The 24,975-nt window shown below is 41.9% G+C and carries 22 protein-coding genes; 3 read left to right on the top strand and 19 right to left on the bottom strand.

The window, feature by feature from the left end; genetic code table 11:
- Window positions 1–58: 58 nt before the first annotated feature.
- The 3 genes from G586_RS21440 to G586_RS0102055 form a co-directional block, all read right to left on the bottom strand.
- A complete protein-coding gene (locus G586_RS21440; RefSeq protein ID WP_051204408.1) occupies window positions 59–2,755 on the bottom strand; it encodes a putative bifunctional diguanylate cyclase/phosphodiesterase in 2,697 nt (898 codons plus the stop codon).
- A 248-nt stretch (window positions 2,756–3,003) separates the two neighbouring features.
- The gene (gene guaB, locus G586_RS0102060; protein WP_026526357.1) at window positions 3,004–4,458 is read right to left on the bottom strand and encodes an IMP dehydrogenase; all 1,455 of its coding nucleotides are present in this window, start codon (window positions 4,456–4,458) and stop codon (window positions 3,004–3,006) included.
- 12 nt (window positions 4,459–4,470) lie between these two features.
- A complete protein-coding gene (locus tag G586_RS0102055; protein WP_026526356.1) occupies window positions 4,471–4,974 on the bottom strand; it encodes a DUF6106 family protein in 504 nt (167 codons plus the stop codon).
- 124 nt (window positions 4,975–5,098) lie between these two features.
- On the opposite strand from G586_RS0102055, the gene G586_RS0102050 reads away from it, so the two are divergent.
- A complete protein-coding gene (locus tag G586_RS0102050) occupies window positions 5,099–5,833 on the top strand; it encodes a hypothetical protein (RefSeq protein ID WP_026526355.1) in 735 nt (244 codons plus the stop codon).
- Between the two features lie 36 nt (window positions 5,834–5,869).
- Here G586_RS0102050 and G586_RS0102045 read toward each other — a convergent pair whose 3' ends face one another.
- From G586_RS0102045 to G586_RS0102035, 3 genes are all read right to left on the bottom strand, one after another.
- A complete protein-coding gene (locus G586_RS0102045; RefSeq protein WP_026526354.1) occupies window positions 5,870–7,189 on the bottom strand; it encodes an aspartate kinase in 1,320 nt (439 codons plus the stop codon).
- A 212-nt stretch (window positions 7,190–7,401) separates the two neighbouring features.
- Window positions 7,402–8,607: a homoserine dehydrogenase gene (locus tag G586_RS0102040; protein ID WP_026526353.1), complete on the bottom strand. Its 1,206-nt coding sequence runs from the start codon at window positions 8,605–8,607 to the stop codon at window positions 7,402–7,404.
- Window positions 8,608–8,726: 119 nt separating this feature from the next.
- Window positions 8,727–9,179, bottom strand: coding sequence for an ACT domain-containing protein (locus tag G586_RS0102035; RefSeq protein ID WP_026526352.1), 453 nt, complete (start codon window positions 9,177–9,179; stop codon window positions 8,727–8,729).
- Between the two features lie 196 nt (window positions 9,180–9,375).
- Between G586_RS0102035 and dapF the strand changes: the two genes are divergently transcribed.
- The gene (dapF, locus tag G586_RS0102030) at window positions 9,376–10,239 is read left to right on the top strand and encodes a diaminopimelate epimerase (RefSeq protein ID WP_026526351.1); all 864 of its coding nucleotides are present in this window, start codon (window positions 9,376–9,378) and stop codon (window positions 10,237–10,239) included.
- Between the two features lie 97 nt (window positions 10,240–10,336).
- On the opposite strand, the gene G586_RS0102025 is transcribed toward dapF, so the two are convergent.
- The 12 genes from G586_RS0102025 to rpmG all read right to left on the bottom strand — a co-directional run bounded on the left by G586_RS0102025 (window position 10,337) and on the right by rpmG (window position 21,854).
- A complete protein-coding gene (locus G586_RS0102025; RefSeq protein WP_026526350.1) occupies window positions 10,337–12,433 on the bottom strand; it encodes an NAD(+) synthase in 2,097 nt (698 codons plus the stop codon).
- Window positions 12,434–12,485: 52 nt separating this feature from the next.
- A complete protein-coding gene (locus tag G586_RS0102020) occupies window positions 12,486–13,349 on the bottom strand; it encodes a class I SAM-dependent DNA methyltransferase (RefSeq protein ID WP_026526349.1) in 864 nt (287 codons plus the stop codon).
- A gap of 218 nt (window positions 13,350–13,567) precedes the next feature.
- Window positions 13,568–14,062, bottom strand: coding sequence for a COG2426 family protein (locus G586_RS0102015; RefSeq protein ID WP_035772188.1), 495 nt, complete (start codon window positions 14,060–14,062; stop codon window positions 13,568–13,570).
- A 147-nt stretch (window positions 14,063–14,209) separates the two neighbouring features.
- Window positions 14,210–15,274, bottom strand: a complete 1,065-nt coding sequence (hisC, locus tag G586_RS0102010) for a histidinol-phosphate transaminase (RefSeq protein WP_026526347.1) — start codon at window positions 15,272–15,274, stop codon at window positions 14,210–14,212.
- Window positions 15,275–15,436: 162 nt separating this feature from the next.
- Window positions 15,437–16,570: a YncE family protein gene (locus tag G586_RS21435; RefSeq protein ID WP_051204406.1), complete on the bottom strand. Its 1,134-nt coding sequence runs from the start codon at window positions 16,568–16,570 to the stop codon at window positions 15,437–15,439.
- 126 nt (window positions 16,571–16,696) lie between these two features.
- A complete protein-coding gene (locus G586_RS0102000; protein WP_026526346.1) occupies window positions 16,697–17,725 on the bottom strand; it encodes a glycosyltransferase in 1,029 nt (342 codons plus the stop codon).
- A gap of 183 nt (window positions 17,726–17,908) precedes the next feature.
- A complete protein-coding gene (locus G586_RS21430; protein WP_051204404.1) occupies window positions 17,909–19,324 on the bottom strand; it encodes a CapA family protein in 1,416 nt (471 codons plus the stop codon).
- A gap of 134 nt (window positions 19,325–19,458) precedes the next feature.
- Entirely contained in the window at window positions 19,459–20,148 is a 690-nt protein-coding gene (gene rplA, locus G586_RS0101990) for a 50S ribosomal protein L1 (protein WP_026526345.1), read from the bottom strand.
- Window positions 20,149–20,162: 14 nt separating this feature from the next.
- Window positions 20,163–20,588, bottom strand: coding sequence for a 50S ribosomal protein L11 (rplK, locus tag G586_RS0101985; protein ID WP_026526344.1), 426 nt, complete (start codon window positions 20,586–20,588; stop codon window positions 20,163–20,165).
- Between the two features lie 158 nt (window positions 20,589–20,746).
- Window positions 20,747–21,271, bottom strand: a complete 525-nt coding sequence (gene nusG, locus G586_RS0101980) for a transcription termination/antitermination protein NusG (RefSeq protein ID WP_026526343.1) — start codon at window positions 21,269–21,271, stop codon at window positions 20,747–20,749.
- Window positions 21,272–21,430: 159 nt separating this feature from the next.
- Window positions 21,431–21,652, bottom strand: a complete 222-nt coding sequence (gene secE / locus G586_RS0101975; protein WP_026526342.1) for a preprotein translocase subunit SecE — start codon at window positions 21,650–21,652, stop codon at window positions 21,431–21,433.
- 52 nt (window positions 21,653–21,704) lie between these two features.
- Window positions 21,705–21,854 (bottom strand): 50S ribosomal protein L33, encoded by a 150-nt coding sequence (gene rpmG, locus G586_RS0101970; protein ID WP_022760828.1) that lies wholly within the window; start codon window positions 21,852–21,854, stop codon window positions 21,705–21,707.
- A 282-nt stretch (window positions 21,855–22,136) separates the two neighbouring features.
- Between rpmG and fliD the strand changes: the two genes are divergently transcribed.
- Window positions 22,137–23,432 (top strand): flagellar filament capping protein FliD, encoded by a 1,296-nt coding sequence (gene fliD, locus G586_RS0101965; RefSeq protein ID WP_026526341.1) that lies wholly within the window; start codon window positions 22,137–22,139, stop codon window positions 23,430–23,432.
- Between the two features lie 124 nt (window positions 23,433–23,556).
- Here fliD and G586_RS0101960 read toward each other — a convergent pair whose 3' ends face one another.
- Window positions 23,557–24,825: a UDP-galactopyranose/dTDP-fucopyranose mutase family protein gene (locus tag G586_RS0101960; RefSeq protein WP_026526340.1), complete on the bottom strand. Its 1,269-nt coding sequence runs from the start codon at window positions 24,823–24,825 to the stop codon at window positions 23,557–23,559.
- Between the last annotated feature and the right edge of the window lie 150 nt (window positions 24,826–24,975).

Below are 24,975 nucleotides of genomic sequence, written 5' to 3'. Positions count from 1 at the left end.
CCTTACTGATAGCACGAGTTACTTAGCTTAAAGCGACTCATGCAACAATATTCTACCATCAAATATATTTTTTCTCAAACTCGTCTGAGGCCATGGGTCTTCCGAAATACTCACCCTGCGCAAGTGGAACGCCACTTTCTTTTAAAATCTTGATCTGGGCTTTTTTCTCAACTCCCTCTACACAGACGCTCGCACCGATCGCACCTGACAGATCCATAACGGATTTAATAAGAGATCTTGCATATTCTGCCTTTTCAAGCTGCGCAGATATTGTTCTGTCTACCTTAATCGACGCAAAAGGATGAGCCCTAAGACCGCTTATGGAGCTATAGCCCGTTCCGAAATCATCCAGTGAAAGGCGAACTCCCATCTTACTTATCGCTTCCATAGCGCCTTTTGTACGCTCTGTATTATTCATAGTCAGCGCTTCCGTAACATCAAGGACAAGCTGCTTTGGCTTTATCTTCGCTGCCTTCACGGCGGATTTTAGCTTAGTGGCTATATCCGGCTGCATCAGCTGTACCACTGACATATTTACATGAATGTTTATATCTCTTCCGAGCTTCTTACTCCACTTACCACAGCACTTAGCTGCCTCTCTGAATACATATTCTCCGATAGGATTTATAAGTCCAAGGTACTCTGCAAGCGAAATGAATTCAGCAGGACTTACAGGGCCCAGAATTGTGCTGTTCCATCTGACAAAGGCTTCAGCCGCAACAATCTTTGGCTCATCCTCCAGAATATCCATGATAGGCTGATAGTGGATTGAAAACTCTTTGCATCCATTCTCAACAGCCTTGTACATAGCCTTTTCCATATCAAGACGTCTGATACTTGAAGCATCTATACTCTCCGAATACTGTGAAATCCTGTTTTTACCGGATTTCTTTGCCTCATACATGGCGATATCGGATTTTCTTATGAGCTCTTCAACCGTATCTCCCTCCGTGGGGAACTCTACGGTACCCATACTCATGGTGCAGTAATAATCTCCGTCCTTCAGATACCAGGGTGTAGCAAATGCCCTTCTTATTTCCTCAAGAATAACTTCCAGTTTATTATAATTCTCAGGCGGAACAATAATGACAAACTCATCTCCGCCCATTCGGTAACATGAATTCTGAACACCTTCGATGCTCTTTATCGCCGTTGAAATATCCTGCAAAAGCACATCACCATACTGATGTCCAAGACCATCATTGATCTTCTTGAAGTCATCAAGATCAAGGTACATAAGCATACCCTTTGAATTATCTTTTTTGGCTTCTTCAATATATTTGACAAGGTCTCTCTCACAGCAAAGCCTGTTGTAGAGTCCCGTCAGGAAATCAGTATACGCCTGCTGTTCGATTCTCTTTTGGTATATCTTTTTCTCGGTTATCTCATAAATTGCGCAAAGAGATACAAGCCTGCCATCAACCCACTTGATCCTGGTGTAGTACAGGTCATACCATCTGTCCTTTGCGTCGTAATAAATCTCGTAATTTCCGCTGTGTGAGCGCGGAGGGATATTACCCTCAAATAAGTTCTTCAGCTCATTCTTCTGAAGCTCCCTTGCAAAGTGCTTGCGTAGACTTCTGTTGGCAAATAGCAGTTCATCTGTCTGCATACAACGGACATAGATAGAACTTCCCACATTGTCCAGCACTGCTTCAAGAGACTGAAAAGAGCTTGCGATAGAGTTTCTTTGTATTCTCTTAGTGATGATATTTTGTAAGATTTTAATCGAATCATTGATAAACTTTATATCATCAACAAGCCAGTCCTTGTCACGATTATCCTCTCTGGTCTCTGCAAAAATTACGTAAAAAGGAATCTGATCCATAAGCGTTATCGGAACTGAAACCACTGCTTTGATTCCAAGATCCTGCAGCTGTTCCTTCTCGCCGGAATTCATGGTAGTGCTGGAAGAAACCGCAATAAGCTGAGGACGTCCGATAAACCAACATCTCTCCAGATCTTTTTCCTCTTCAAATAATTTCAATACATCACGCCCGGTCCACTGGACAACCACATCCATCAGATCGTCATCGTTATGCATGCGGCAGATAAGTGAATTACTGATATCAAGATACTCACAGATTTTCTGCAAAATCTGAAGCATGATATCCTCTATCTCATCATCACTATCAAGAAGTGATACTATCTCAGTCATGAGTTCAGCTCTGTGAAATGAGACTTTGAAATCTTCTGAGCGTTTAAAATTCTCCGCTGTTGATGCCGCTGCCTGGTTCTCAGACTTAAGTGCCCGCACCAGCGCAAGCGAAGTAACCCTTAGAAAATCCAGGGAATTATAAAATTTCTTTTCATTTGTTATATATGAAAAATCGGTGATGGGTTCCTCTGTGTAAAGCTCAGGCTCGTACTCAGCATCCTCGAGTATGCCACATACAATCCATACTGCCTGTGTCTTACCATCAAGCTTTGCTGCGACAGCTGCCACCCTTAGATTTGGTATGGAAGTACGCTCAACAGCCTGATCCTCCAGGTCACCCTCTGTGACTCTCTGAAAAATATTCCGGATATGAATATCGTCAACAGCTTTTCTTATAGTAGGAATCTCTAAGAGACTACCGGAAAACTCGGTAATTTTCTCCCCTGAAGGATCAAGGCAACACAAATACACACCCGCCATAGCAGCAAAACTATCCTGCCATTTGCGGATTTCCTTTTCCTTCAGCTTTATGAAATTAGCGGGATTTCTGTGATTTTGGCTATCCAAAAGCTGTCTCCTGAGAATAATATTATTCATAGCTAAGACTTCTAAATTGTCTTACCCTGATAAGTAATTATATCACTATTTCCAAAAATAAAAAAAGTCTTCCCCCTGCGGGGGAAGATGTCAGCGAAGCTGACAGATGAGGGGCCCTCATCCGGCACTTCGTGCCACCTTCTCCCAAAGGGAGAAGGCTTATAAAATTAGTCTGCTTATCGAGCAATACATACTTTTATACTTAAAAGTCCTTTGAATATATAAGAATGATTTTCCTAATTTAATGCTCACTCATCTACGCTGTAGTTAGGAGCTTCCTTAGTGATATGAATATCATGAGGATGACTCTCCTTAAGTGCAGCGCTTGTCATCTTGATGAATTTACCGTTCTCGTTGAGCTCCTTAATGGTCTCGCATCCGCAATAACCCATACCTGCTCTGAGACCGCCGATAAGCTGGAATACTGTATCTTCAACTGTTCCCTTGTAAGCTACACGACCTTCAACTCCTTCAGGAACGAGCTTCTTAGCACCTTCCTGGAAGTAACGATCCTTTGAACCATTCTCCATAGCTGAGATTGAACCCATGCCACGGTATACCTTGTACTTTCTTCCCTGGAAAAGCTCGAACTCACCGGGAGCCTCATCACAGCCTGCAAACATTGAACCCATCATTACAATGCTACCACCTGCTGCGATTGCCTTTGTGATATCTCCTGAGTACTTGATACCACCGTCAGCAATGATCGGGATGCCATAATCCTTAGCAACTGAATAGCAATCCATGATTGCTGATACCTGAGGTACACCGATACCTGCTACGACACGAGTTGTACAGATAGAGCCGGGTCCAATACCAACCTTAACCGCATCTGCACCTGACTCGATAAGAGCCTTGGTAGCTGCTGCTGTTGCAACGTTACCTGCAATAACCTGAAGATCCGGAAATTTCTCCTTGATCATTCTAAGGCACTTAAGAACGTTCTCAGAGTGTCCGTGTGCTGAATCAAGAACTACACAGTCAACCTTCGCATCTACAAGTGCACCTACTCTGTCAAGAACATTAGCGCTGATACCAACACCTGCTCCGCAAAGAAGTCTGCCCTGATCATCCTTAGCAGCAAGAGGATATTTGATTGTCTTTTCAATATCTTTAATAGTGATAAGTCCAACGAGATTGTAATCATCGTCTACGATAGGAAGCTTTTCCTTCTTGGATTTAGCAAGGATCTGCTTAGCCTCCTCAAGAGTTATACCTGCTTTAGCTGTAACAAGATTCTCACTTGTCATAACCTCTCTAATCTTCTGATCGAAATTCTGCTCGAACTTGAGGTCACGGTTTGTGATAATACCAACGAGCTTTCTGCCCTCTGTGATCGGAACACCTGAAATGCGGAACTTAGCCATAAGTGCGTCTGCATCAGCAAGTGTATGATCGGGTGAAAGAGAAAAAGGATCTGTGATGACACCGTTCTCTGATCTCTTAACCTTGTCAACCTCATCAGCCTGATCTTCGATTGACATGTTCTTGTGGATGATACCAATACCACCCTGACGAGCCATCGCGATAGCCATGCGGTGCTCTGTTACTGTATCCATTCCTGCACTCATCATAGGAATGTTGAGTCTGAGCTTCTTTGTAAGGTTTGTACTAACATCAATCATGTTAGGTACTACCTGCGAATAAGCAGGTACCAAAAGTACGTCATCAAATGTAATGCCTTCACCAATAATCTGTCCCATTTTTCTCTCCTTTTAATCCATGAATACTTTGCGGGGTGCTACATTTTTAATAGCATCAACAAGCTCTTTGCTTGCCTCGAAAATAACTTTTTCTCTGCCATCATAGTACATAGTGTAAGTAGGATTCTCCTCATTACCTGATGAAAAATCCAGGGTTCTGTAATTGTCTTTATTACGATACTCGTCCAGATGATAGGACTTTGACGGAGCAAATACTTCGATCTTACCTGTTTCGAATGTTGCTACTTTTTTTCTTCTGCTCTTGTTAAGAATTTTGTCGACTGTAACTTCTCTTTCGCAATACTGATATTCATACTCTATTGAAGCATTGAGTGATGCGAAGTAAACGCCCACGCCACATGCAACAAATAAAATCATGAAGAAGATATTTCCGCTAAGAAATCCCAGGATAAAAGAAAAAACTGCCATAAGAATCATAAGATATTTAAGAAAAACCACTAATGGTCTGGCTTTTCCGGCAACCAAACATTCTACATAACTGTTGTCGTTCATCATTTTATTGCACTTTTCCTTCCATATTTTTTAAACGTTATGATATATTAACTGTAAACTCTCGTCAAGAATTGTATTAAACTTATTTGAAAAATTTTGAGAGTATATGTTAATAGGAGTAATAAAAATGAATATCAATGAAGAAAAAAGAAACCAGTGGCAGGCTTTAAAGGGTATGGGCTTTAAAGCCCATTGGGATTATTTCTGGGACTACTATAAAGTTCATGTAATCGTAGGTATACTTGTTATTGTTGGAATTTTTTCACTGGCCAAGGATATACTCACGCAGAAGCCCGATGCAATCAACATCACCATAATAAATGCAGCCGGCATCAGCGATGCCTCTCCGTTAGAGGCGGGATTTGCTGAATATGAAAGCATCGACACCACAAAATACAACGTAGCTATTGACTCAACATCATCGATCAATCTGCAGAATCCCGACAGCTACACAATTGCCAATTCAGAAAGAATCTACAGCATGATCGCCGCTCATGACCTTGATGTTATGATGGCAGACACGGAAGTTTTTGAAAACTATGCTAAAAATGAAATGTTCTTGGATTTAAGAGATTACTTCTCTGACGAAGAAATGAATGCATTTGGTGACAGGATCTTCTATATTGATACTGCTGACTACAGAAACGGGGATGACTACCTTGAAGGTCAGGATTCCTCCGACACCAATAAAGATGATGAAAATGTAGCTCACGAACTGATTCCTGTAGGTATCATCTTAAGTGATAACCCGCACCTTAAAGCTCTTGAATATTATCAGTACTCAACACCTGTGATCGGCCTTGCCGTTGCAAGTGAAAGAAGCGAAACAGGCGCTGATTTCATCCGTTACCTTCTAAAATAATTATAGCCACCGGCGTTTTACCGGTGGCCTTATTTTTTATAACTGTGTTACAACAAATATATCGTAGATTGCTTTGATAGCCTTTTCAAAATCTCTGTTCTCAACACCGATGATGATGTTAAGCTCGGATGAGCCCTGATCGATCATTCGAACATTGACACTTACGTGAGCAAGTGCAGAGAAGATTCTTGCAGCGGTACCACGGGTTCTCTTCATTCCTCGACCAACGACCGCGATAAGAGCAAGATCTGATTCAATCTCAAGAAGATCAGGCTTAGCAAGTCTGTGTATCTCAGATACAACTGCCTGCTCCTTATCAACAAATTCATCCTGAGCAACAAATACTGTCATGGTATCAATTCCTGAAGGAACATGCTCAATTGAAATATTCTGATCCTCGAATGCCTGAAGAACTCTTCTTACAAATCCAACCTCTGCATTCATCATATCCTTTGAAATATTCACGCAGCAGAAGCCTTTCTTTCCGGCAATACCTGTAATCGTGAATCTTGACTTCTTAGCTGTAGATTCAACGATCCATGTTCCGGCATCCTCAGGTCTGTTTGTATTTCTGATGTTGATCGGTATTCCTTCTTTTCTTACAGGGAAAATTGCATCCTCATGAAGAACCGAAGCACCCATATATGCAAGCTCTCGAAGCTCTGTGTATGTGATTGTCTCAATCTGAGCAGGTCTGTCGATGATTCTGGGATCTGCTACAAGGAATCCTGAAACGTCTGTCCAGTTTTCATAGACATCAGCGTGAATAGCTCTAGCTATGATTGAACCTGTAATATCTGATCCGCCTCTTGAGAAGGTCTTGATCTTACCATCCTCATAAGCTCCGTAAAAACCTGAGATAACAGCATATTCAACGTCCTTAAGACGCTTAGCCATGCGTCTGTTTGTCATCTCCGCATCGAAGGTACCGTCTTCATCAAAAAGAACAACCTCTGCAGGATCAACATACTCAAACCCAAGGTACTGAGCCATGATCTTACCATTTAAGAACTCACCTCTGGAAGCCGCATAATCGCTTCCAGCCTTCTTCTTGAACTGCTTTTCAATCTCTGCAAACTCTTCCTTCAAAGACATCTTCAGCTTAAGACCCTTGATGATCTCATTGAATCTGGCCTCGATAGCTTCAAGCTCTTTTGAAAAGTCCTTACCTTTTTCTGCAAGCTCATAGGTCTGATAAAGCATATCAGTAACCTTTGTATCAAGATTAGTTCTTTTTCCGGGTGCAGATACAACTACATATCTGCGCTCCTTGTCAGCTTTGACTATCTCAGCAACCTTCTGAAACTGCTTTGCATCAGCACAGGAAGTGCCACCGAATTTTACAACCTTGCTCATTTTTTCAAAATCTCCTCATCTTGTATTAAAAGACCCTCATCCGTCAGCTTCGCTGACACCTTCCCCCAATGGGGGAAGGCTTTATTTTATGGCCTTCCTCTTTTTTGGGGGAAGTCTTTATTTTATTGCCTTCCTCTTTTTTTGGGGGAAGGCCTTATTTTATTGCCTTCCCCTTGGGGGGAAGGTGCCCGAAGGGCGGATGAGGGGACAAATCATAAAAGTCTCAAATAGCTCTTTGCACCCTCAAGCTTCTTAAATCCTTCAGCAAAATCGCCCTCAGAAATCTCAGGTGTAACAAACGCGAACTCTCCGCTTACCTTGCTGCTCTTAACTACCTTAACATCGCCGAAGATTTCCTTAGCACTGCTCTCACCGCCCTCATCGCATCTTACGAAGAAGTTTCTGATGTCATCATTTATAGGTGCAACCTCTGCGGGAACATTTCTAAGATTCCAGTCAATGTGCTTACCCTTGTGACGTACGATATCTATCACATCTGCCACAACTGCTGATGCAGTAGCCTTTTTTCCTGCTCCCTTACCATAGTACATAACATCACCAAGCATATTGCCGTGAACATCAATGGCATTGAATACACCGTTAACACTTGAAAGTGAATTATCAAAAGGAATAAGGAACGGAGCAACCATTGCGAAGAACTTTCCATCCTCTCTCTTGCAGCTTCCAAGAAGCTTGATAGCCATGCCAAGCTCTCTTGCATACTCAAAATCCTCACCTGTAATCTTTGTGATTCCTTCGGTATAGATATCTTCATATTTTACGAACTGTCCGCTCATGATGGACGCAAGGATAGCTGTTTTTCTGCAGGCATCGTGTCCCTCGATATCTGCCACGGGATTTCTCTCAGCATAACCCTTGTCCTGAGCAACCTTGAGTACTGAATCAAAATCGGCACCCTCCTGATCCATCTTGGTCAGGATGTAGTTGGTTGTTCCATTAAGAATACCTGTAATCGAATCAAGTCTCTCATGTCTGATAGAGTCATTCATGGATCTTAAAACAGGAATTCCACCACCTACGCTTGCCTCGAAGAGATAGCTCACATTGTTCTTTTTTGCAAGTTCAACAAGCTCAGGTCCGTGTGCAGCAACCAGTTCCTTATTGGATGTGCAGACGCTCTTTCCACTCTCAAGTGCTTTCTTCTCAAAAGTAAAAGCAGGCTCAATGCCTCCCATTGTCTCACAGATCACCTCAATTTCGGGATCAGAGAGTATTACATCAAAATCATGTACAACCTGGCTCTCGTGTTTATCTCCCGGAAAATCCCTAAGATCCAGTATGTATTTGATCTCAATTTTCTCGCCGGCACTATCCTCTACATATTCTGTATTAACATCCAAAACCTCTGCGACACCACTTCCAACTGTGCCATAACCTAATACTGCAATCTTTGCCATTTCGACTTCCTCCCGATAAATTTTCTCATCCTCATGTTGATGTCCTTCCTAAGACCTAAGCCTTCGTCAGAACAAAGTAGTACACTATATGCAAAACTATCTCGCCAAGTTATCATATTTTATACTTCGGTACTTCTACCGATAATCTGAACCTTATGCACTCTTGGTGCCTGGTCCAGCTTCGCAAGCATAGCCGCTATATCACTTGTGGTTGGTAAAACCTGGATACCTACAGACAATGCAGCGACTCCGTTATAAGGTATCGCCTGATGTATTGTCAGGATGTTCGCACCGCACTTAGAAATAATCTTAAGCACATCGGAAAGAACTCCGAGCTCATCATCCACCTGCAGGTTCAGTGTAAGAGTGGTACCCTGTAGACTATCGTGAAATTCATAGATATCATCTTTGTATTTATAAAAAGAACTACGGCTGATTCCCAGTCGTTCTGCAGCCTCATTCACAGTCTTGCATTTACCTGTGTCTATAAGCTTTTTAGCCTCTAAGACCTTAAGCAGAACCTCAGGTACAGCCTGCTTTTTAAGCACGTAGTATCCTGTTTCTTCTTTCATTAAAAAATTCCTTACTTCATGGTGTTTTTGTGGCGCGGACATTTGTGCGCCCTTGAACGATATTATCACAGAAGATTTTTATTAGCAAGCACTTTCGCAGATTAAATCGAAAAAGTTTTTGTAAACACATTTTGACATGTAAAAAAAAATGCGCGTATAATCAGTTATATTATTACACTGACTGGAGAACTTGTATATGCACTTTACTAAAATGCACGGCTGCGGCAACGATTATATTTATATCGATGGCAGCAAGGAACATATTTCAGATGAAGAGAAGCCTGAACTTATAAGGCTCCTAAGTGACAGACACTTTGGAATCGGCGGAGACGGTGTCATTTTCATAAATGATGGAGGCGACATCGCCGACTTCGAAATGGAAATGTACAACGCTGATGGTTCTTACTCCGAAATGTGTGGAAACGGAATAAGATGTGTTGCAAAATTCGTATATGACAAAGGCCTTACAGACAAGAGAAAGCTCCGTATTGTGAGCGGCGGCAAGGTAAAATATCTCGACCTCAAGGTTGAAGACGGCATGGTTACCAAGGTCAGGGTCAACATGGGTGCTCCTATTTTAACCCCCACAGAGATTCCTGTATCTTTTCCCGATGAAAAAGTCATGGCAGGCAAGCAGGTTATCAACTACCCCATCAGAGTTCTTGACCGCGATTACAATGTCACCTGCGTTTCAATGGGTAACCCTCATGCAGTTGTATTCTTAAACAGGGGAACAGATCTGGATTCACTTGACCTCGAAAAGATCGGACCGAGATTTGAGCATCACTCATTTTTCCCCAATGGAATCAATACTGAATTTGTTACCATCGACGACAGGGAAAACGTCCATATGCGCGTATGGGAACGCGGAACAGGTGAAACTCTCGCCTGCGGTACAGGCTGCTGTGCAACAGTTGTTGCATGTGTCCTGAACGACCACACCTCAGACAACATCACTGTGCATGTAAGAGGCGGCGACATAAACTGCAGATGGGACAGGGAAGAAAACGTAGTCTACATGACAGGCCCTGCAACTACGGTTTTTGAAGGCGACGTATAACAATTAAAGCAAAAGACAGCTCTGTATTACTTATGCAGAGCTGTCTTTTTTATTACTAAAATATTCCAAATCCAATCTTAGGCCACGACTATTTTTCTCACATCCATAGTGCAAAGCTTGCGTCAGATGGCATTCTCAGATCGCCTCTCGGGGATACCGCAACAGAACCTACCTTTGGTCCATCCGGCAGGCAGCTTCTCTTAAACTGCTGCGTGAAGAAACGCTTGCAGAAAATATCAAGCCACTTATCAATTGTCTTATGATCATATACTTCCTCATCACTTTCGAGATCGTATATCTTTCCCTTTTTAGCAGCCTTCTTATCCTCAGAAAAAGCAAGGTACGCGATTCGTCTTATCTTCTCTTTTGAATAACCCCATCTGAGCATGTAGTACAGGAAAAAGTCATGAAGCTCATAGGGTCCTACTATCGACTCCGTCTCCTGAGAAATCTTTCCGTCTGTAGGAGGAAGAAGCTCGGGACTCACAGGGGTATCAAGGACATCCAAAAGAACGTCCCTTACATTCATCCCTTTAGCTGACGCAGACTTCTTACTTTTTGAGGATGTCTTTTTAGAGGGCTTTTTCTTTTCATCCTCACCATCTGCTTCGGCAAATGTGTCAGCATAATACTTGACAAGATGTCTTACGAGGGTTTTGGGTACACCTGCATTAACGCCATACATAGACATATGGTCGCCGTTGTAGGTTGCCCATCCAAGTGCAAGCTCAGAAAGATCGCCTGTTCCTATGACCATACCTCCTGTCATATTCGCAATATCCATAAGCACCTGTGTGCGCTCTCTGGCCTGACTATTTTCATAGGTGACATCATGCTTGTCAGGATTCTGTCCAATATCCTTGAAATGCTGTGTTACCGCCTTCTTGATATTCACTTCCTTAAGTGTCGCGCCAAGTGCCTCTGCGAGGCTGCAGGCGTTGTTATATGTTCTGTCTGTTGTTCCAAAGCACGGCATTGTCACAGCTATGATACCGCTTCTTTTAAGAGAAAGCGCATCGAATGCTCTTGCCGTTACAAGCAGTGCCAGGGTTGAATCAAGTCCGCCTGAAACTCCTATTACTGCGGTTTTGCAGCCCGTATGCTCAAGTCGCTTCTTAAGTCCCATAGCCTGAATCGAAAGGATCTGCTCGCAGCGCCTTTCTCTCTCAAATTCAGATGAAGGCACAAAGGGCTTTCTGGGGAATGTTCTCTCAAGCTTTGTTTCCGTTACTTTAATCTCACATTCAACTGTAGAAACATCATCCTCCCCATGCTTTGTGACAAAGGTTGTAGTCTTTTGTCTCTCATGAAGAATTCTGTTTACATCAATGTCTGCATAAGTAATACCATTTTCAAACAGCGTCTGCTCCGCCAGTATTGTTCCGTTTTCAGCTATAATATTGTGTCCTCCGAAGACCAGGTCCTGTGTGGACTCACCGTCTCCTGCAGAGGCATAAATATATCCTGCTATAAGTCTTCCGCTTGTAGCCTGAACCAGATTCCGTCTATAACTTTCCTTACCAATAAGATCGTTGGATGCTGAAAGATTTACAATTATTGTGGCTCCCTGCAACGCATATGATGTGCTTGGAGTATCAGGAACCCACAGGTCCTCACAAATCTCACATCCGATCTTAAGTCCGTGCATCACTTCCGATAAGTCAATAATCTCTCTGCCAAAATCGAAATACTCGCATTCATCGTCATCATCATCGTCATCACTAGACTTTTTCTTGGAATTACTTTTCACAAACAGACTATCCGCTGATAAGAATACGGAATCATCAAGGTTACTTCCGCTCTCAAAATATCTCTTTTCATAGAATTCTCCATGATTCGGGATGTTGATCTTGGGAATCAAGGCACTTAACTCCCCTCCGTTAACAACAGCCGCGCAGTTATAGAGCTTTCCATCGTATTCATAGGGAAGGCCAACGAAGAACAATGCATCCTTATTTCTGCTGTGCTTAACGATTTTTCCAAGAGCCTGCAGTGCTCCTTTAAGAAGTGCTTCCTGGAAAAAAAGATCTCCACAGGTATAGCCCGTTATACAAAGCTCCGGAAATACAACTATTTTCGCTCCCTTTTTAACTGCCTCGTCCATCTGCTCCATAATCCTGTCAGCATTATAGAAAGGATCTGCAACTCTGATTTTTGGTGTGGCAGCCGCCACCTTGATAAATCCATCTTTCATATTCTTTAATCTCCTGATGATAATCTGAGCACGTTTTATTGCCCGTATTATCCTATTTCATTGATTTTCCATGCTCTCTTGCAAGGACATATATTCGCTCACTCTCATCGGTCGGTTGTTCCTTTGTCTCCGCATCAATCGCGGTTATAAAGGTCATTCCAGCCTGTTCTATAAAGGCTTTCATCTCATCTAAGGTATAGCCTCTTTGAAGATGAGTCTCCATCGAGCGTACAAACAACTCATCCGAACCGGATTCCTTTTGCTTTACGAAAATTGTGAGATCATATTCATTTATATTGGTATCAACATCAAAGAAGTTTTCCCATATAAAGCTGCAATCCTCACGGTTCTCAGCTATAGTCGTGTTCCCTATAACATCCCTGTATTTATATAGCGTATTAAAATCGAACAGAAAAAGGCCTCCCGGATAGAGATAATTGTTAACCTTCGTAAAGGCCTTCCTTATCTGCTCGTCCTCTATAAGATAGTTTACGCTGTCGCAGACACTTACAATAGTTCCCGCTGTGCAGAAAAGGTCAAGCTCACACATATCCTGCTCAAGGTACATAATGTCGAGTCCTTGCTCCTCCATCTTTTTCCTGGCTATGCCCAACATATCACCAGAATTATCTATTCCTATCATGTCATAGCCAAGCTTTGCCATTTCCTCGGTAAAGCTGCCTGTTCCACATCCAAGCTCAACGACCAGATTCTGCTCCTGTAATAAAAGATCCTCTTCACTCTCATCCTGATCTTCCTCGGGGACTTCAGACTCCACATCGTCACCAATTTTCTTACAAGGAACAGAAATCCCATATCCGGCAATAAGCTGCGATACATACGCGGCCCAATCGTGATATGGGGTTTCATCCATAAACTCATCATAAACTTTTGCAAAATCGGTATAGGCTTCCATTAGCATCTCCTGATATAAATGTCCGGCTTTTTCACGTAATAAACTCTATGCGAAAAAGTTCACACGAACAACCCTATACCTATTCTAAGTATTTAATCTATTTAGCGCAACCTTAACAAGCTTCGCTATTTTTTTAATCACGAAAAAGCAATTTTCCTCGTATGATTAAAAAAGCTCCTTTACTATGACTAACATAGCAAAGGAGCTTTATCATTTTATTAACCTGCAATGCCAAGAACGGCACCAAATCCAAGAAGACATACAAGACCTACGATGGTACCTGCAAGTGCAATTCCACCGATAACAGCAAGAACGCTCTTCTTGAAATCCATATCAAGAATGCTTGCTGCCAGTGTGCCTGTCCATGCACCTGTTCCGGGAACAGGAATACCTACAAACAGTAGTAATGCCCAGTAAAGACCCTTACCGGCCTTCTCCTGAAGCTTAACTCCGCCCTTTTCACCCTTTTCAAGGCAGAATCTGAAAAAGCCACCAATTACAGGCTTGTCCTTTCCCCATTCAAGAACCTTTCTTGCGAAGAAGAAAATAAAAGGCATGGGGATCATATTACCTATAGCAATTATTATATATGCCCAAACCAGGTTAAACTCCGGCGCTGCTACCTTGATACCGTGTGCGATCGGAATTGCCCCTCTGAGCTCTACAAGCGGAACCATAGACCACAAAAACACAAATAAATACTTCTTTAACATTAATATAGCCTCTCTGAAAAAACTCATTATGTGATTGCCTACAAGGCATCATTTTATCAGAAGAACGCTTTTTTCTCAAGAAAAATTAATCTGTGTGATAATCCAAATCAACTGAAAAGTTAAGCTTAACGTCTAAAGGCAGTGGGCTTATCCGGCTAAATATTTCCTTAAGAATTCAATGAGTTTATCCATCTCCTCGTCGGTTCCTATGGTTATCCGGAGGTAATCACTAATTCTGTCCGCATTCCAGTGTCTGACATAGATTCCTGCCTTTTTTAGCTCAAGAAAAAACTCTTCTCCGCTGACAGTATTGTGCTTAGCGAAAATGAAATTACTCTTAGAATCAGGGAAAGTGAAGCCAAGCTCTGACAGTTCCTTCTTTACCCTCTCTCTTGTAGCTATTATCTTTGCACAAGTCTCCTTAAAGTACTCATCGTCTTCTATCGCTGCAACACCAAGTTCAAGTGAAGGTCTGTTCATGGTGTATGAGTTAAACGAAAACTTCGCATCCTGCATGTATTTAATGAGTTTCTTTGATCCAAATGCATAGCCTATACGCATTCCAGCCATCGCTCTTGATTTTGAAAATGTCTGCACCACAAGTACATTGTCATACTTTCCAATAAGAGGAAGTGCACTCTCACCGCCAAAATCAATATATGCCTCATCGATTATGACAACCGAATTAGGATTATTCTTAACAACCTGCTCCAGCTTGTCCACAGGCTCATATATACCTACCGGCGCATTAGGATTTGCAATGATCACTCCTCCGTTCGGATGATTCTTTTCATAGTAATCCTCAAATCGAATTTTGAAGTTTTTATCAAGCGGAATTCTCTCATAGGGCACCTTATAAAGCTCTGCCCATACATCATAGAATGAGTAGGTTATATCCGGAAAAAGGATTGGCTTATCCGAGTTAAAGAAAGTCAGATATGCCATAGAAAGCACGTCATCAGACCCCACTCCCACAAATATCTGATCCTTAGGCACCTTATAATACTTTGAAAGTGCCTCCACCAGAACACTTGCTTCCGGATCAGGATAAAGTCTCATATCCTCGTATTTAAGATTCTCAAGAAGCTTTCTGACTCCCGGTGCCGGCGGGTAAGGACATTCATTTGTATTAAGCTTAATTATATTCTTATCCTTAGGCTGTTCACCGGGAACATAAGGACTTACTTTTCGTACTATTTTTTCCCAACTCATATTCTTATCTCCATAATTCACATCTATTAAACGCTGTTTCTCAGAGGTCAATGCACTGCAGATTTCACTCTGACGGACATTGTCATTTTCAAATTACTTCAACATATTATCACGCTAATGTGCTAAAGTGCAACCCCTAATATTCATAAACTACGGAAAACCTCAATATAAAGCCTGTACATCCACAATCCCGTCATTTTCAATCCTGTAACTCCAAATAGAATGCCCCGGAACCCGGTGTTCGGTAAGATATAGTGTCCCATCAACTTCAGTTATATTGTAAGGCGTTCCACCACCTACAAAATAAGTTGCGTAAACGTCCTCATAATCGTTTTTTATAAGGTTGTGCAGATCCTTTGTCCTTATCATGGTTGCAGCATCCTGATTACCTGTTATATCTGTGGAAATCGTCAGATAATAATATCCTCCGTCCTTCCTTAAAGCTACCATTCCGGCAAGCTCTGCCGGAACATCTATTTTTTCCTTTATCTCAAATGTATGTTTATCGCAGATAAGAATTCCAGATGACTGACCATCAGCACCTATGCCTGACACAAAGTAAATCTCATCCCCATCCATGTAAAATGACCTTATATATGTATCCTTTGTGCCAGCGTCCCTTATCTCCGTGAGATACATTTTTGCAGATCCTGTCTCATGTCTGAAAATGTACATCTCTCCCGTTGTCGAGCTCCAGACATAAAAGGCCTTATCCTTCTCATCATAAACCGTGTAATGAGGCCTCTTACCTATATCACTGAAAAGCTGTGTGTTCACATACCCCTGCTCACTTTTTTCAAATACAAGAACTCTGTTGTTCTCGGTATCATCCACAAGGATCACTTCCCCATCTCCGGCAATTGTATGCGGCTGCTTGGCATCTTTCGTAAGAACCTTCCACTCATTAAGAGGTGCTCCCATATTCTCGCTGTATATGATCTGATCGTGATAACAATCAACAATAAACCACATACCGTCTATTTCTGTGACGTATGTTGGTACACTTAGGGAAAACTCGGTGTTTAGAATATTCCCTTCACCGCTGGCGGTTATATCCTCAGACTCTCTGATGAAACCGTCCTCGGGATGAAAATCCTGCACCGTGTCATTTGTTCCAGATATGGAGTTCTTAGAATTACTCCCATCTGAATTTCCGTCTCCCGCGCCATTTTTAATGCCGCATCCGGCAGTTCCAAATACTAATACACTCGCAATAAGAGTCATTGACAGCATAGACAATGCCTTATGAAGTTTTCTTTTTATGTAATTATTCCTGGTCGCTCTATTATTACTCATTAACAACACTTTCCTGGCTTACACAAATAAAAGCTGCCGTCTTGCAGCAGCCTCATTCGTATTGCTTACCAATAATTGATAGTTTTAGAAGCCATGAGATGAAGCTTCATCTCATGGCACATATTCTCAGTTAGGGTCCGGAACTACCCAGTGGTTAGCTTCATTTTCATAATCCTCAGCCTGCTCCAGATTGCCCATCTCACGATAACATTCCGATATCTTATGAAGTGGCATATCACCGCCTCTATGGATATCCAAAATAGGAGTAGTCTCATATGCCGCATTATAGTACCAGACAATCGCCTCAACAAGATCGCCCTTGTTCCTATAATAGTTACCCAGTTCAAAGCACATCTCACTTGAAGGAATAGTAGTCAGGTCCTTAAGGGAATACTTTAAAATTTCCTCAGTCTTTCCATCTATAACCGCTACATGTGCAAGCACACAGGCTGCTTCCTTGATCTGATCAAGATCTCTACCATTATCCTCTATGGACTCCTCGAAGAACTCCTTCGCCAGCATGAAATCCTCATCCGTTCCAACCATGAAAAGCTCTCTGGCATACATATTATGCAGGCGCTTACTGATGTACTCACCCTCTCTGATGGCTCTTCTAAAAGCTGACAGATCTCTTTCTCCGTGATCCTCCGTAGGATTATGCATTATTTCAACTTCACTGTTGCAGATAGTAGAATCCAGATTGATCATCTCATGAATCGGATCATGCCATACATACTTGCGGATTCTTCTGAAAAGCTTGGGCCTTAATTCACGGTCATAATTATAAACGGTATTATGACTAAGCTGATTGCAATAATACATCTGAACTACGTCGATATTCAGCTCATCAATATCCTCTTTTAATTGCCTGAACCGCTCCTGATTCTCTTCATCTATCGTCTCGTCTGCATCCGCCGAATAGATAAAATCACAGGTTGCCTGCTCAAAGGAATAGTTTCTGGCATCCGAAAAGCTTCCGGTCCATTCAAAGTTAAATACCTTTGCACCATATGATTTGGCAATTTCAATAGTCTTGTCTGTAGACCCTGTATCTACAATTATCATTTCGTCTACCAGGTCCTTAACACAATCAAGACATGTTGCCAGCTTGTCTTCTTCATTCTTAACGATCATGCATAAACTTACTGTAACCATAGAAAACCCCTCATCATTTCTTTTCTATCCCACTATAAAGTTATCGCCAAATCATCTTTTATATAGTAATCATGAAAAATTGCAACTTACCATATAACTCATATATGAATAATCATCGAAAAACCGACAATTAGTCACTTATATATTACTTAAAAAGCGCAATAGTGTCAATAAATATGATATTCACTGAACATTTCCCTCATCATCAATACTTATTCCATCAGACATGGCTCGCATATGATTAAGTATCGATGCCTTACGTTCACCTGTTGCCTCAGATACTGTGCAGCCGCTCTGGACGCATGGAATAAACTGGAGCCCTGTATGACCATCAGTATAAATATTCACCCTCAAAAGACCTGTATCAAGATCCTTAGAGTTAAAGAGAAAATTCCCCAAGCTATATATTACAGGAACGCCGTTGACGTAGCCGATTTTCTGAAGTATATGTGGATGCGCACCTACGATCAAATCTGCACCTGCATCAGCAATCTCAGCTCCCTGTTTCTGCTGCCACCAGTCTATTGACTCATCATTCTCTGTTCCCCAGTGGATACATACAATTACATATGCCCCAGTTGCCTTCGCCTCTCTTATTCTGCTGAGTAATCTGGTTATATCGAGACATCTGAAAACTCCGGGAGATGTATCTGTTGCCCCTTTGGTATCGGGGTTATCAAGTCTCTCTATCTCTGTTGCTGCTATAATCGCTATTTTTATCCCATTATCAGCCGTATAGTAAACCGGATGAGACGCTTCTTCGATATTGGTTCCTGCTCCGATTCTGGCCACTCCTACACTATCAATTGCAGTTAATGTATCAAGAAGAGCCACCTCTCCGTGGTCATAAGCGTGATTATTGGCAAGGGTTGCAACATCTACTCCCATCTGATTAAGAAGTGCAGCGGATGACGGATCAGCTCTAAAGGTAAAGGTTTTACCCTCAGTCGGAGTTCCTCTGTTAGAGTAAGGGAACTCATTATTAACAACCATAATGTCAGCATCTCTCATATATGAAAGAAGACTTCCGCCAATAACTCCCTCTATTCCTCCGCCGTTCTGGCGTATTTTATTCATTATTGCATAGCCCGGGTCAAACAGAATGTCCCCCGCAAACGCAAGAGAAACATGATCACCACTGGCAGGCGTGATACTATATTCCCAATTTGCACCGGATATATATGTTTCACCGCTTTCTTCGACGCTCTCGCCTTCTTCACTTGCATCCACATCGGCTTCTTCACTATCTGCACCATCAGCGTCTTCTTCGGTAGCTTCCGCCTGTTCCTCACCTGTCATTTCAGCGTCGGAACTATCTGTATCACCTCCGGCCTCTTCTGAAGAACTGATCAGACTTGAAGTATCACCGATTGAATCCGGATTTTTTTCTGAAAACGGAAGCCTGGATGAGACTTGTTCTTCCTGTGAAACCTGATTATTTTCAACTTCATCATGAGAAGCATTCCTCGACTGTACCCCGAGAAGTATAACTGCTCCAACAGAAACAGTTATAAGAAAAGTGCAGACAAAAGCTATTACAGCTTTGTTTACACCTGAAAAGAATCCTTTATTATTACTATCATACTGCTCTTTTTTCATAATTTAATGCGGAAAGAACCTATTTCCGCCTAGTCACCTCGTTTATAGAATATCACATTTAAGTTTAAAAAGCAGAAAAAAAGCACAAAATCTTGCGATTTTGTGCTTTTAATAACATCATATTGATATTTAAATTAATATCTGTTTGATACAACCTTGACACCAGGGCCCATTGTTGTAGCAAGTGAGATGCTCTTAAGGTACTGACCCTTAACAGTTGAAGGCTTAGCCTTAACGATAGCATCCATAAGAGCTGTGAAGTTCTGCTCAAGCTGATCCTCTGAGAAAGATGCCTTTCCGATAGGGCAGTGGATGATGTTAGCCTTGTCAAGACGGTACTCAATCTTACCAGCCTTGATATCGTTGATAGCCTTAGTAACGTCCATTGTTACTGTACCAGCCTTCGGGTTAGGCATAAGACCCTTAGGTCCAAGAACCTTACCAAGACGTCCTACAACACCCATCATGTCAGGTGTAGCAACTACAACGTCAAAATCAAGCCATCCTTCGTTCTGGATCTTAGGAATAAGCTCCTCGCCACCTACGTGGTCAGCGCCAGCAGCCTGTGCCTCGTCAAGCTTTGTTCCCTTTGCAAATACAAGAACCTTTACAGTCTTACCTGTTCCGTGCGGAAGAACAACCGCACCACGGATCTGCTGATCCGCATGACGACCGTCGCAACTTGTACGAATGTGTACTTCAACAGTCTCATCAAATTTTGCAGTAGCAGACTTCTTTACTAAAGAGATTGCTTCTGCAGCTTCATACTGCTGTGCTCTATCAATGAGCTTAGCAGCTTCAACATACTTCTTTCCGTGTTTCATCTCTTAGCCCTCCGTCAGTCTTCTACTACAACACCCATGCTGCGTGCAGTACCAGCGATCATGCTCATAGCACCTTCGATATCTACTGCATTCAGGTCAGGCATCTTTGTCTCTGCAATTTCTCTGATCTTATCCTTAGAAATTGTTGCAACCTTGTTCTTGTTCGGAACACCAGAACCCTTCTGAATGTTGCAAGCCTTCTTGATAAGAACTGCTGCAGGCGGAGTCTTTGTGATGAATGTGAAACTTCTGTCTGCATAAACTGTGATGACAACAGGAATGATGACATCACCCTTGTCAGCTGTCTTAGCGTTGAACTGCTTTGTGAATTCAACGATGTTTACACCATGCTGACCAAGTGCCGGTCCAACCGGGGGTGCTGGTGTTGCTTTACCAGCCTGGATCTGTAACTTAATGTATCCTTCGACTTTCTTTGCCATAATGGCACCTCCTAGAAATAATGTGGTCAGGCGCATTCCTATAGGAACGCTCCCACTCCAGTTCCCATGAATTGAAATATCCTAATTCCAACCCATCTATATATAGTAGATAAATCTACGATATACCTAACAAATTTATATTGTGCAAGCACAAATAATCAGCTTGTTACCTTACGAACTTCTGAGAATCCTATCTCAACAGGTGTCTCTCTACCAAAGAGATTTACATTGATAGTTGCACTCTGCTTACCAAAGTCCATACGCTGAACAATACCTACTGTACCGTTCCATACACCGGCAACAACAGCTATTTCGTCGCCTACTGCGAAATCTACAGTCATATTCTCTGTCTTGATTCCAAGAGGCTTAATCTCTGCATCTGACAGCGGTACCGGCTTACTCCCCGGTCCAACGAAGCCCGTAACACCTCTGGTATTACGTACTACATACCATGTCTCATCGTTCATATCCATGTTTACAAGGACATAACCGGGAAACATTTTGCGACTTACTGTCTTACGCGCACCATTCTTCATTTCTACTACATCCTGAAGCGGTACACGAACTTCAAAAATCTGATTTTCCAGATGACGGTTCTCTATTGTCTTCTCAAGGTTTGCCTTTACCTTCATCTCATAGCCTGAATATGTATGTACAACATACCAATGGGCATTCTCATGTATAGGAGCCTCTGTGGATTCCTCACTACTCTGAGCAGCCACATCTACAGTCTCTGTAGCCTCAGTATCAGCTTCAGCGACTTCGTTGTTGCTCTCTTCAGCAGCGCCCATAGTCAGATCGAGTTCATTTTCATTCTGCATCTCTTCTGCCATAACACTCCTTTATCCAATCTTGGTGATGAAGTTAACTAAATAACCAAAAGCATAGTCAAACACAGCAATAATCGCACCAACAATAACAGAAATGATAACCACAGCAGTTGTCTGCTTGTAAATATCTTCTCTGGAAGGCCACTTGATCTTATTGAACTCAGCCTTAACCCCTGTGATAAATGCGGATAATTTGCTTTCCTGTGCTTTCTTTGCAGCATTATTTTCGCTCATATCAACTAAACTCCCTTCAACTCAAGGACATCATCTACCTATTATAATAGGATTACTTTGTCTCCTTGTGCGGTGTGTGCTTCTTGCAGAAAGGGCAGTACTTCTTGATTTCCATTCTGTCAGGATGTGTCTTCTTATCCTTTGTTGTGTCATAGTTACGGTTCTTGCACTCTGTGCAAGCAAGTGTGATTCTTGTACGCATTGTTCATTCCTCCGTGCGTTGTTCTATAAGGTTTACCGCCTGTTTTAAGGCATAAAAAAAAGACCTAAAATTTCTGTCGCTTGTATAATATAGCATAGGTCAATTTCTACGTCAAGATTTTTCTTCACATTTAATAATATGTTTATACTTATTTAATTGACGCTCTTGACTTGTAAATGATAATGTTAAGGTAATAAAACATGTCTTTGTATGCCCTCGTGTCGGTTGCCAAAGGAATGGCAGGAGCACTCGCACGACATCAAGGAAGAAAGGAGGGGCAACATGGCAGGCATTAGCATCAATGAAGCTTATAATCATTTCGCATCAACATACGTCGCAAAAGAAAATGCACATGTAGACAAGCATAAAAAAAGCGAACTGCAAAATGTCTACAAATCTATCGCTAAGATCAATAAAGAATCCCCTCTTCATGTTTTAAAGCAGGATGATAATGCCCAGGCTGAGGCCGTGGGTATTAAAGAGCATGCCCGCACACTTCGCAGTCAGCTCGAAGCAGTAAACGGTGAAGAAGATTCTGCTCTCAGCAAAAAATCCGCTGTTTCATCAGATCCCGATAAAATCTCAGTAGAATATGTAGGAAAAGGCTCGGGAAACACATCTGAGTTTACCATAGCAGTTGATAATCTGGCAATAAGTCAAATCAATGCCGGACATTTTCTTGCACCCGACGAAGAAGTATCTCTTCCTAAAGGAAGTTATGCATTTAATGTAGGAATTAACGGTCATGATTATGAATTCCAATACAGTATCAGAGAGGGTAATACAAATCATGATGTTCAGGCCAAGTTATCCCGCCTTATTAATAAAGCAGGAATCGGCCTCATAGCCGGAATGCAGGAAGATGCAGACGGAAGAAGTACACTAATCATTGGATCAAGTGATACGGGAACAAAACCCGGACAGACCCACAGATTTGAAATAAGTGAGTCTCCTACATCAGAGAACCCTCAAAGCGTTTCCTATTTTGGACTTAACCTTATAGCGCAGGAACCCAAAAATGCACACTTCTATCTGAATGGAACAGAGCACAACTCCTCTTCCAACAGATTTACAGTAGGAAATGAATTTGACATTACGCTACGAGCCGCTACAGAACCTGATAATCCCGTAACTATCAGTATTGAAAACGAGAGTGATGCTCTTATAGAAAATGTTCGTTCACTGATAAACGGCTACAATGATTTCATCGATAGTGTTAGCAACGTTCACAACGACGGATTTAAGAGTTCCAAGCTCGTAGGTGAAACAGTTTCTATAGCAGAGAAGCATATTAATAAGATAGATGATTACGGAATTACTCTTAAGGAAGACGGCCATATCGACTATAATGCCGGTATGCTGCGTGATAAATCCACGGATGGACCACCCAAGGAGGCAATCACTCCACTTAAAGAGTTTGCAAAGGACCTGCTTGATAAAGCAGATGAAATATCTGTAGATCCTATGAAATATGTAGAAAGACCGATTTTCAATTACAAGGATCCGCATGGACAAAACGCACCGTCACCATATATCACAAGTGAATACAGCGGAATGATGTTTAACAATTACTGCTGAACCTTTTTATAGAATAAGACGTTCAAAAATAAAATAGACCGAATAAATCTCGTTGCCTACACATAATCGATTTATTCGGTCTATTTATTTTTTTCACTTACGTTATTTCTATAAATTCAGCAATTCAAAGCGTGTCAACCATATCCAGGGCGGCGGCGATGACCTGATCCATATTGTAGTACTTGTACTGACCGAGGCGTCCACCGAAAAGAACATCTCCAAAATTATCCGCAAGCTCTTTATAGTCCGCGAAAAGCTTGTTGTTCTTTTCATCGTTCATCGGATAGTAAGGCTCATCTCCGGGCTTCCAGTCTGCAGGATACTCTCTTGTGATGATAGTTCCCTTTCCGGTGCCAAACTCAAAATGCTTGTGCTCGATAATTCTTGTGTATGGAATATCACGCTCAGTATAATTAACTACTGCATTACCCTGATAATTATCTGTATCCGGAAGATCCTTTGTCTCAAACTTCAGCGATCTGTACTCAAGATTGCCAAGCTTATAACCAAAGAATTCATCAATCATACCTGTGAAAAGAATCTTATCAAAGCAATCTCCGTCCATTGACTCAAAAGGTTTTGCCGGAACATTTCCATCCATCTTCATAAATTCCTTGAATTCAGTCTCGGTTTTAACCGTTATTGTTCCGGATATGTTTTTTTCAAGCTCAGAATCAGCATTTTCCATAAGAAGGAGCTTGCTGATTATCTGTGTATATCCTCCCATGGGAATTCCCTGGTATCTGTCATTGAAATAATTGTTATCATATATAAATCTGAACGGAAGTCTTCTTATAATAAAAGCAGGAAGCTCTTTACAATCCTTACCCCACTGCTTTTCAGTGTAGCCCTTCACAAGTTTCTCGAATACATCTCTTCCTGCAAGAGAAAGCCCCTGCTCTTCGAGGTTAGCTGCCTCAAAGCCCTCGCGGATATCCTGGCCACTGGCTGCAGCCACATCGAGTGCTTCCGCTGCATCCTCATCTCCATTAGCTGCGCGTTCCTTAAGGATACGCTTTACTTCCTTTTTAGCCTGCTCGTCTATAATTGCTCTGGCCTCATCGGGTGTTCTTATTCCCCAAAGCTTACTGAATGTATTCATATTAAAAGGCAGGTTGTAAAGCTCATCATGATAAACAGCAACAGGAGAGTTTATATATTGATTAAACTCCGCAAAACGATTGACATATTCCCACACCCTCTTATCAGATGTATGAAAAATATGGGCGCCATACATATGGACGTTAATTCCCATTCTGTTTTCCGTATATATATTTCCGCCTATATGAGCTCTTTTATCTATAACCAGGACATTTTTTCCTGCTCTTGCCATCTCATGTGCAAAAACACAGCCAAACAAACCCGCTCCAACTACCAGATAATCGTATTTCATTTTTCCCTCCAACTATATAATCCACGTGCCGAGCCAAGCCATCCGCAACAGCAAAAGTGCTTTATCACACCTATAATCTGCTTATAGCTCCAGTTCCAACACAATAGAAATAGTAACATACTTAAGCACAAATAGAAACCCGGAAGTCTA

It is taken from the genome of Butyrivibrio sp. VCD2006 (assembly GCF_000423925.1).
Lineage (GTDB): Bacteria > Bacillota > Clostridia > Lachnospirales > Lachnospiraceae > Butyrivibrio.
This window is presented reverse-complemented; position numbering and strand designations above follow the sequence as displayed.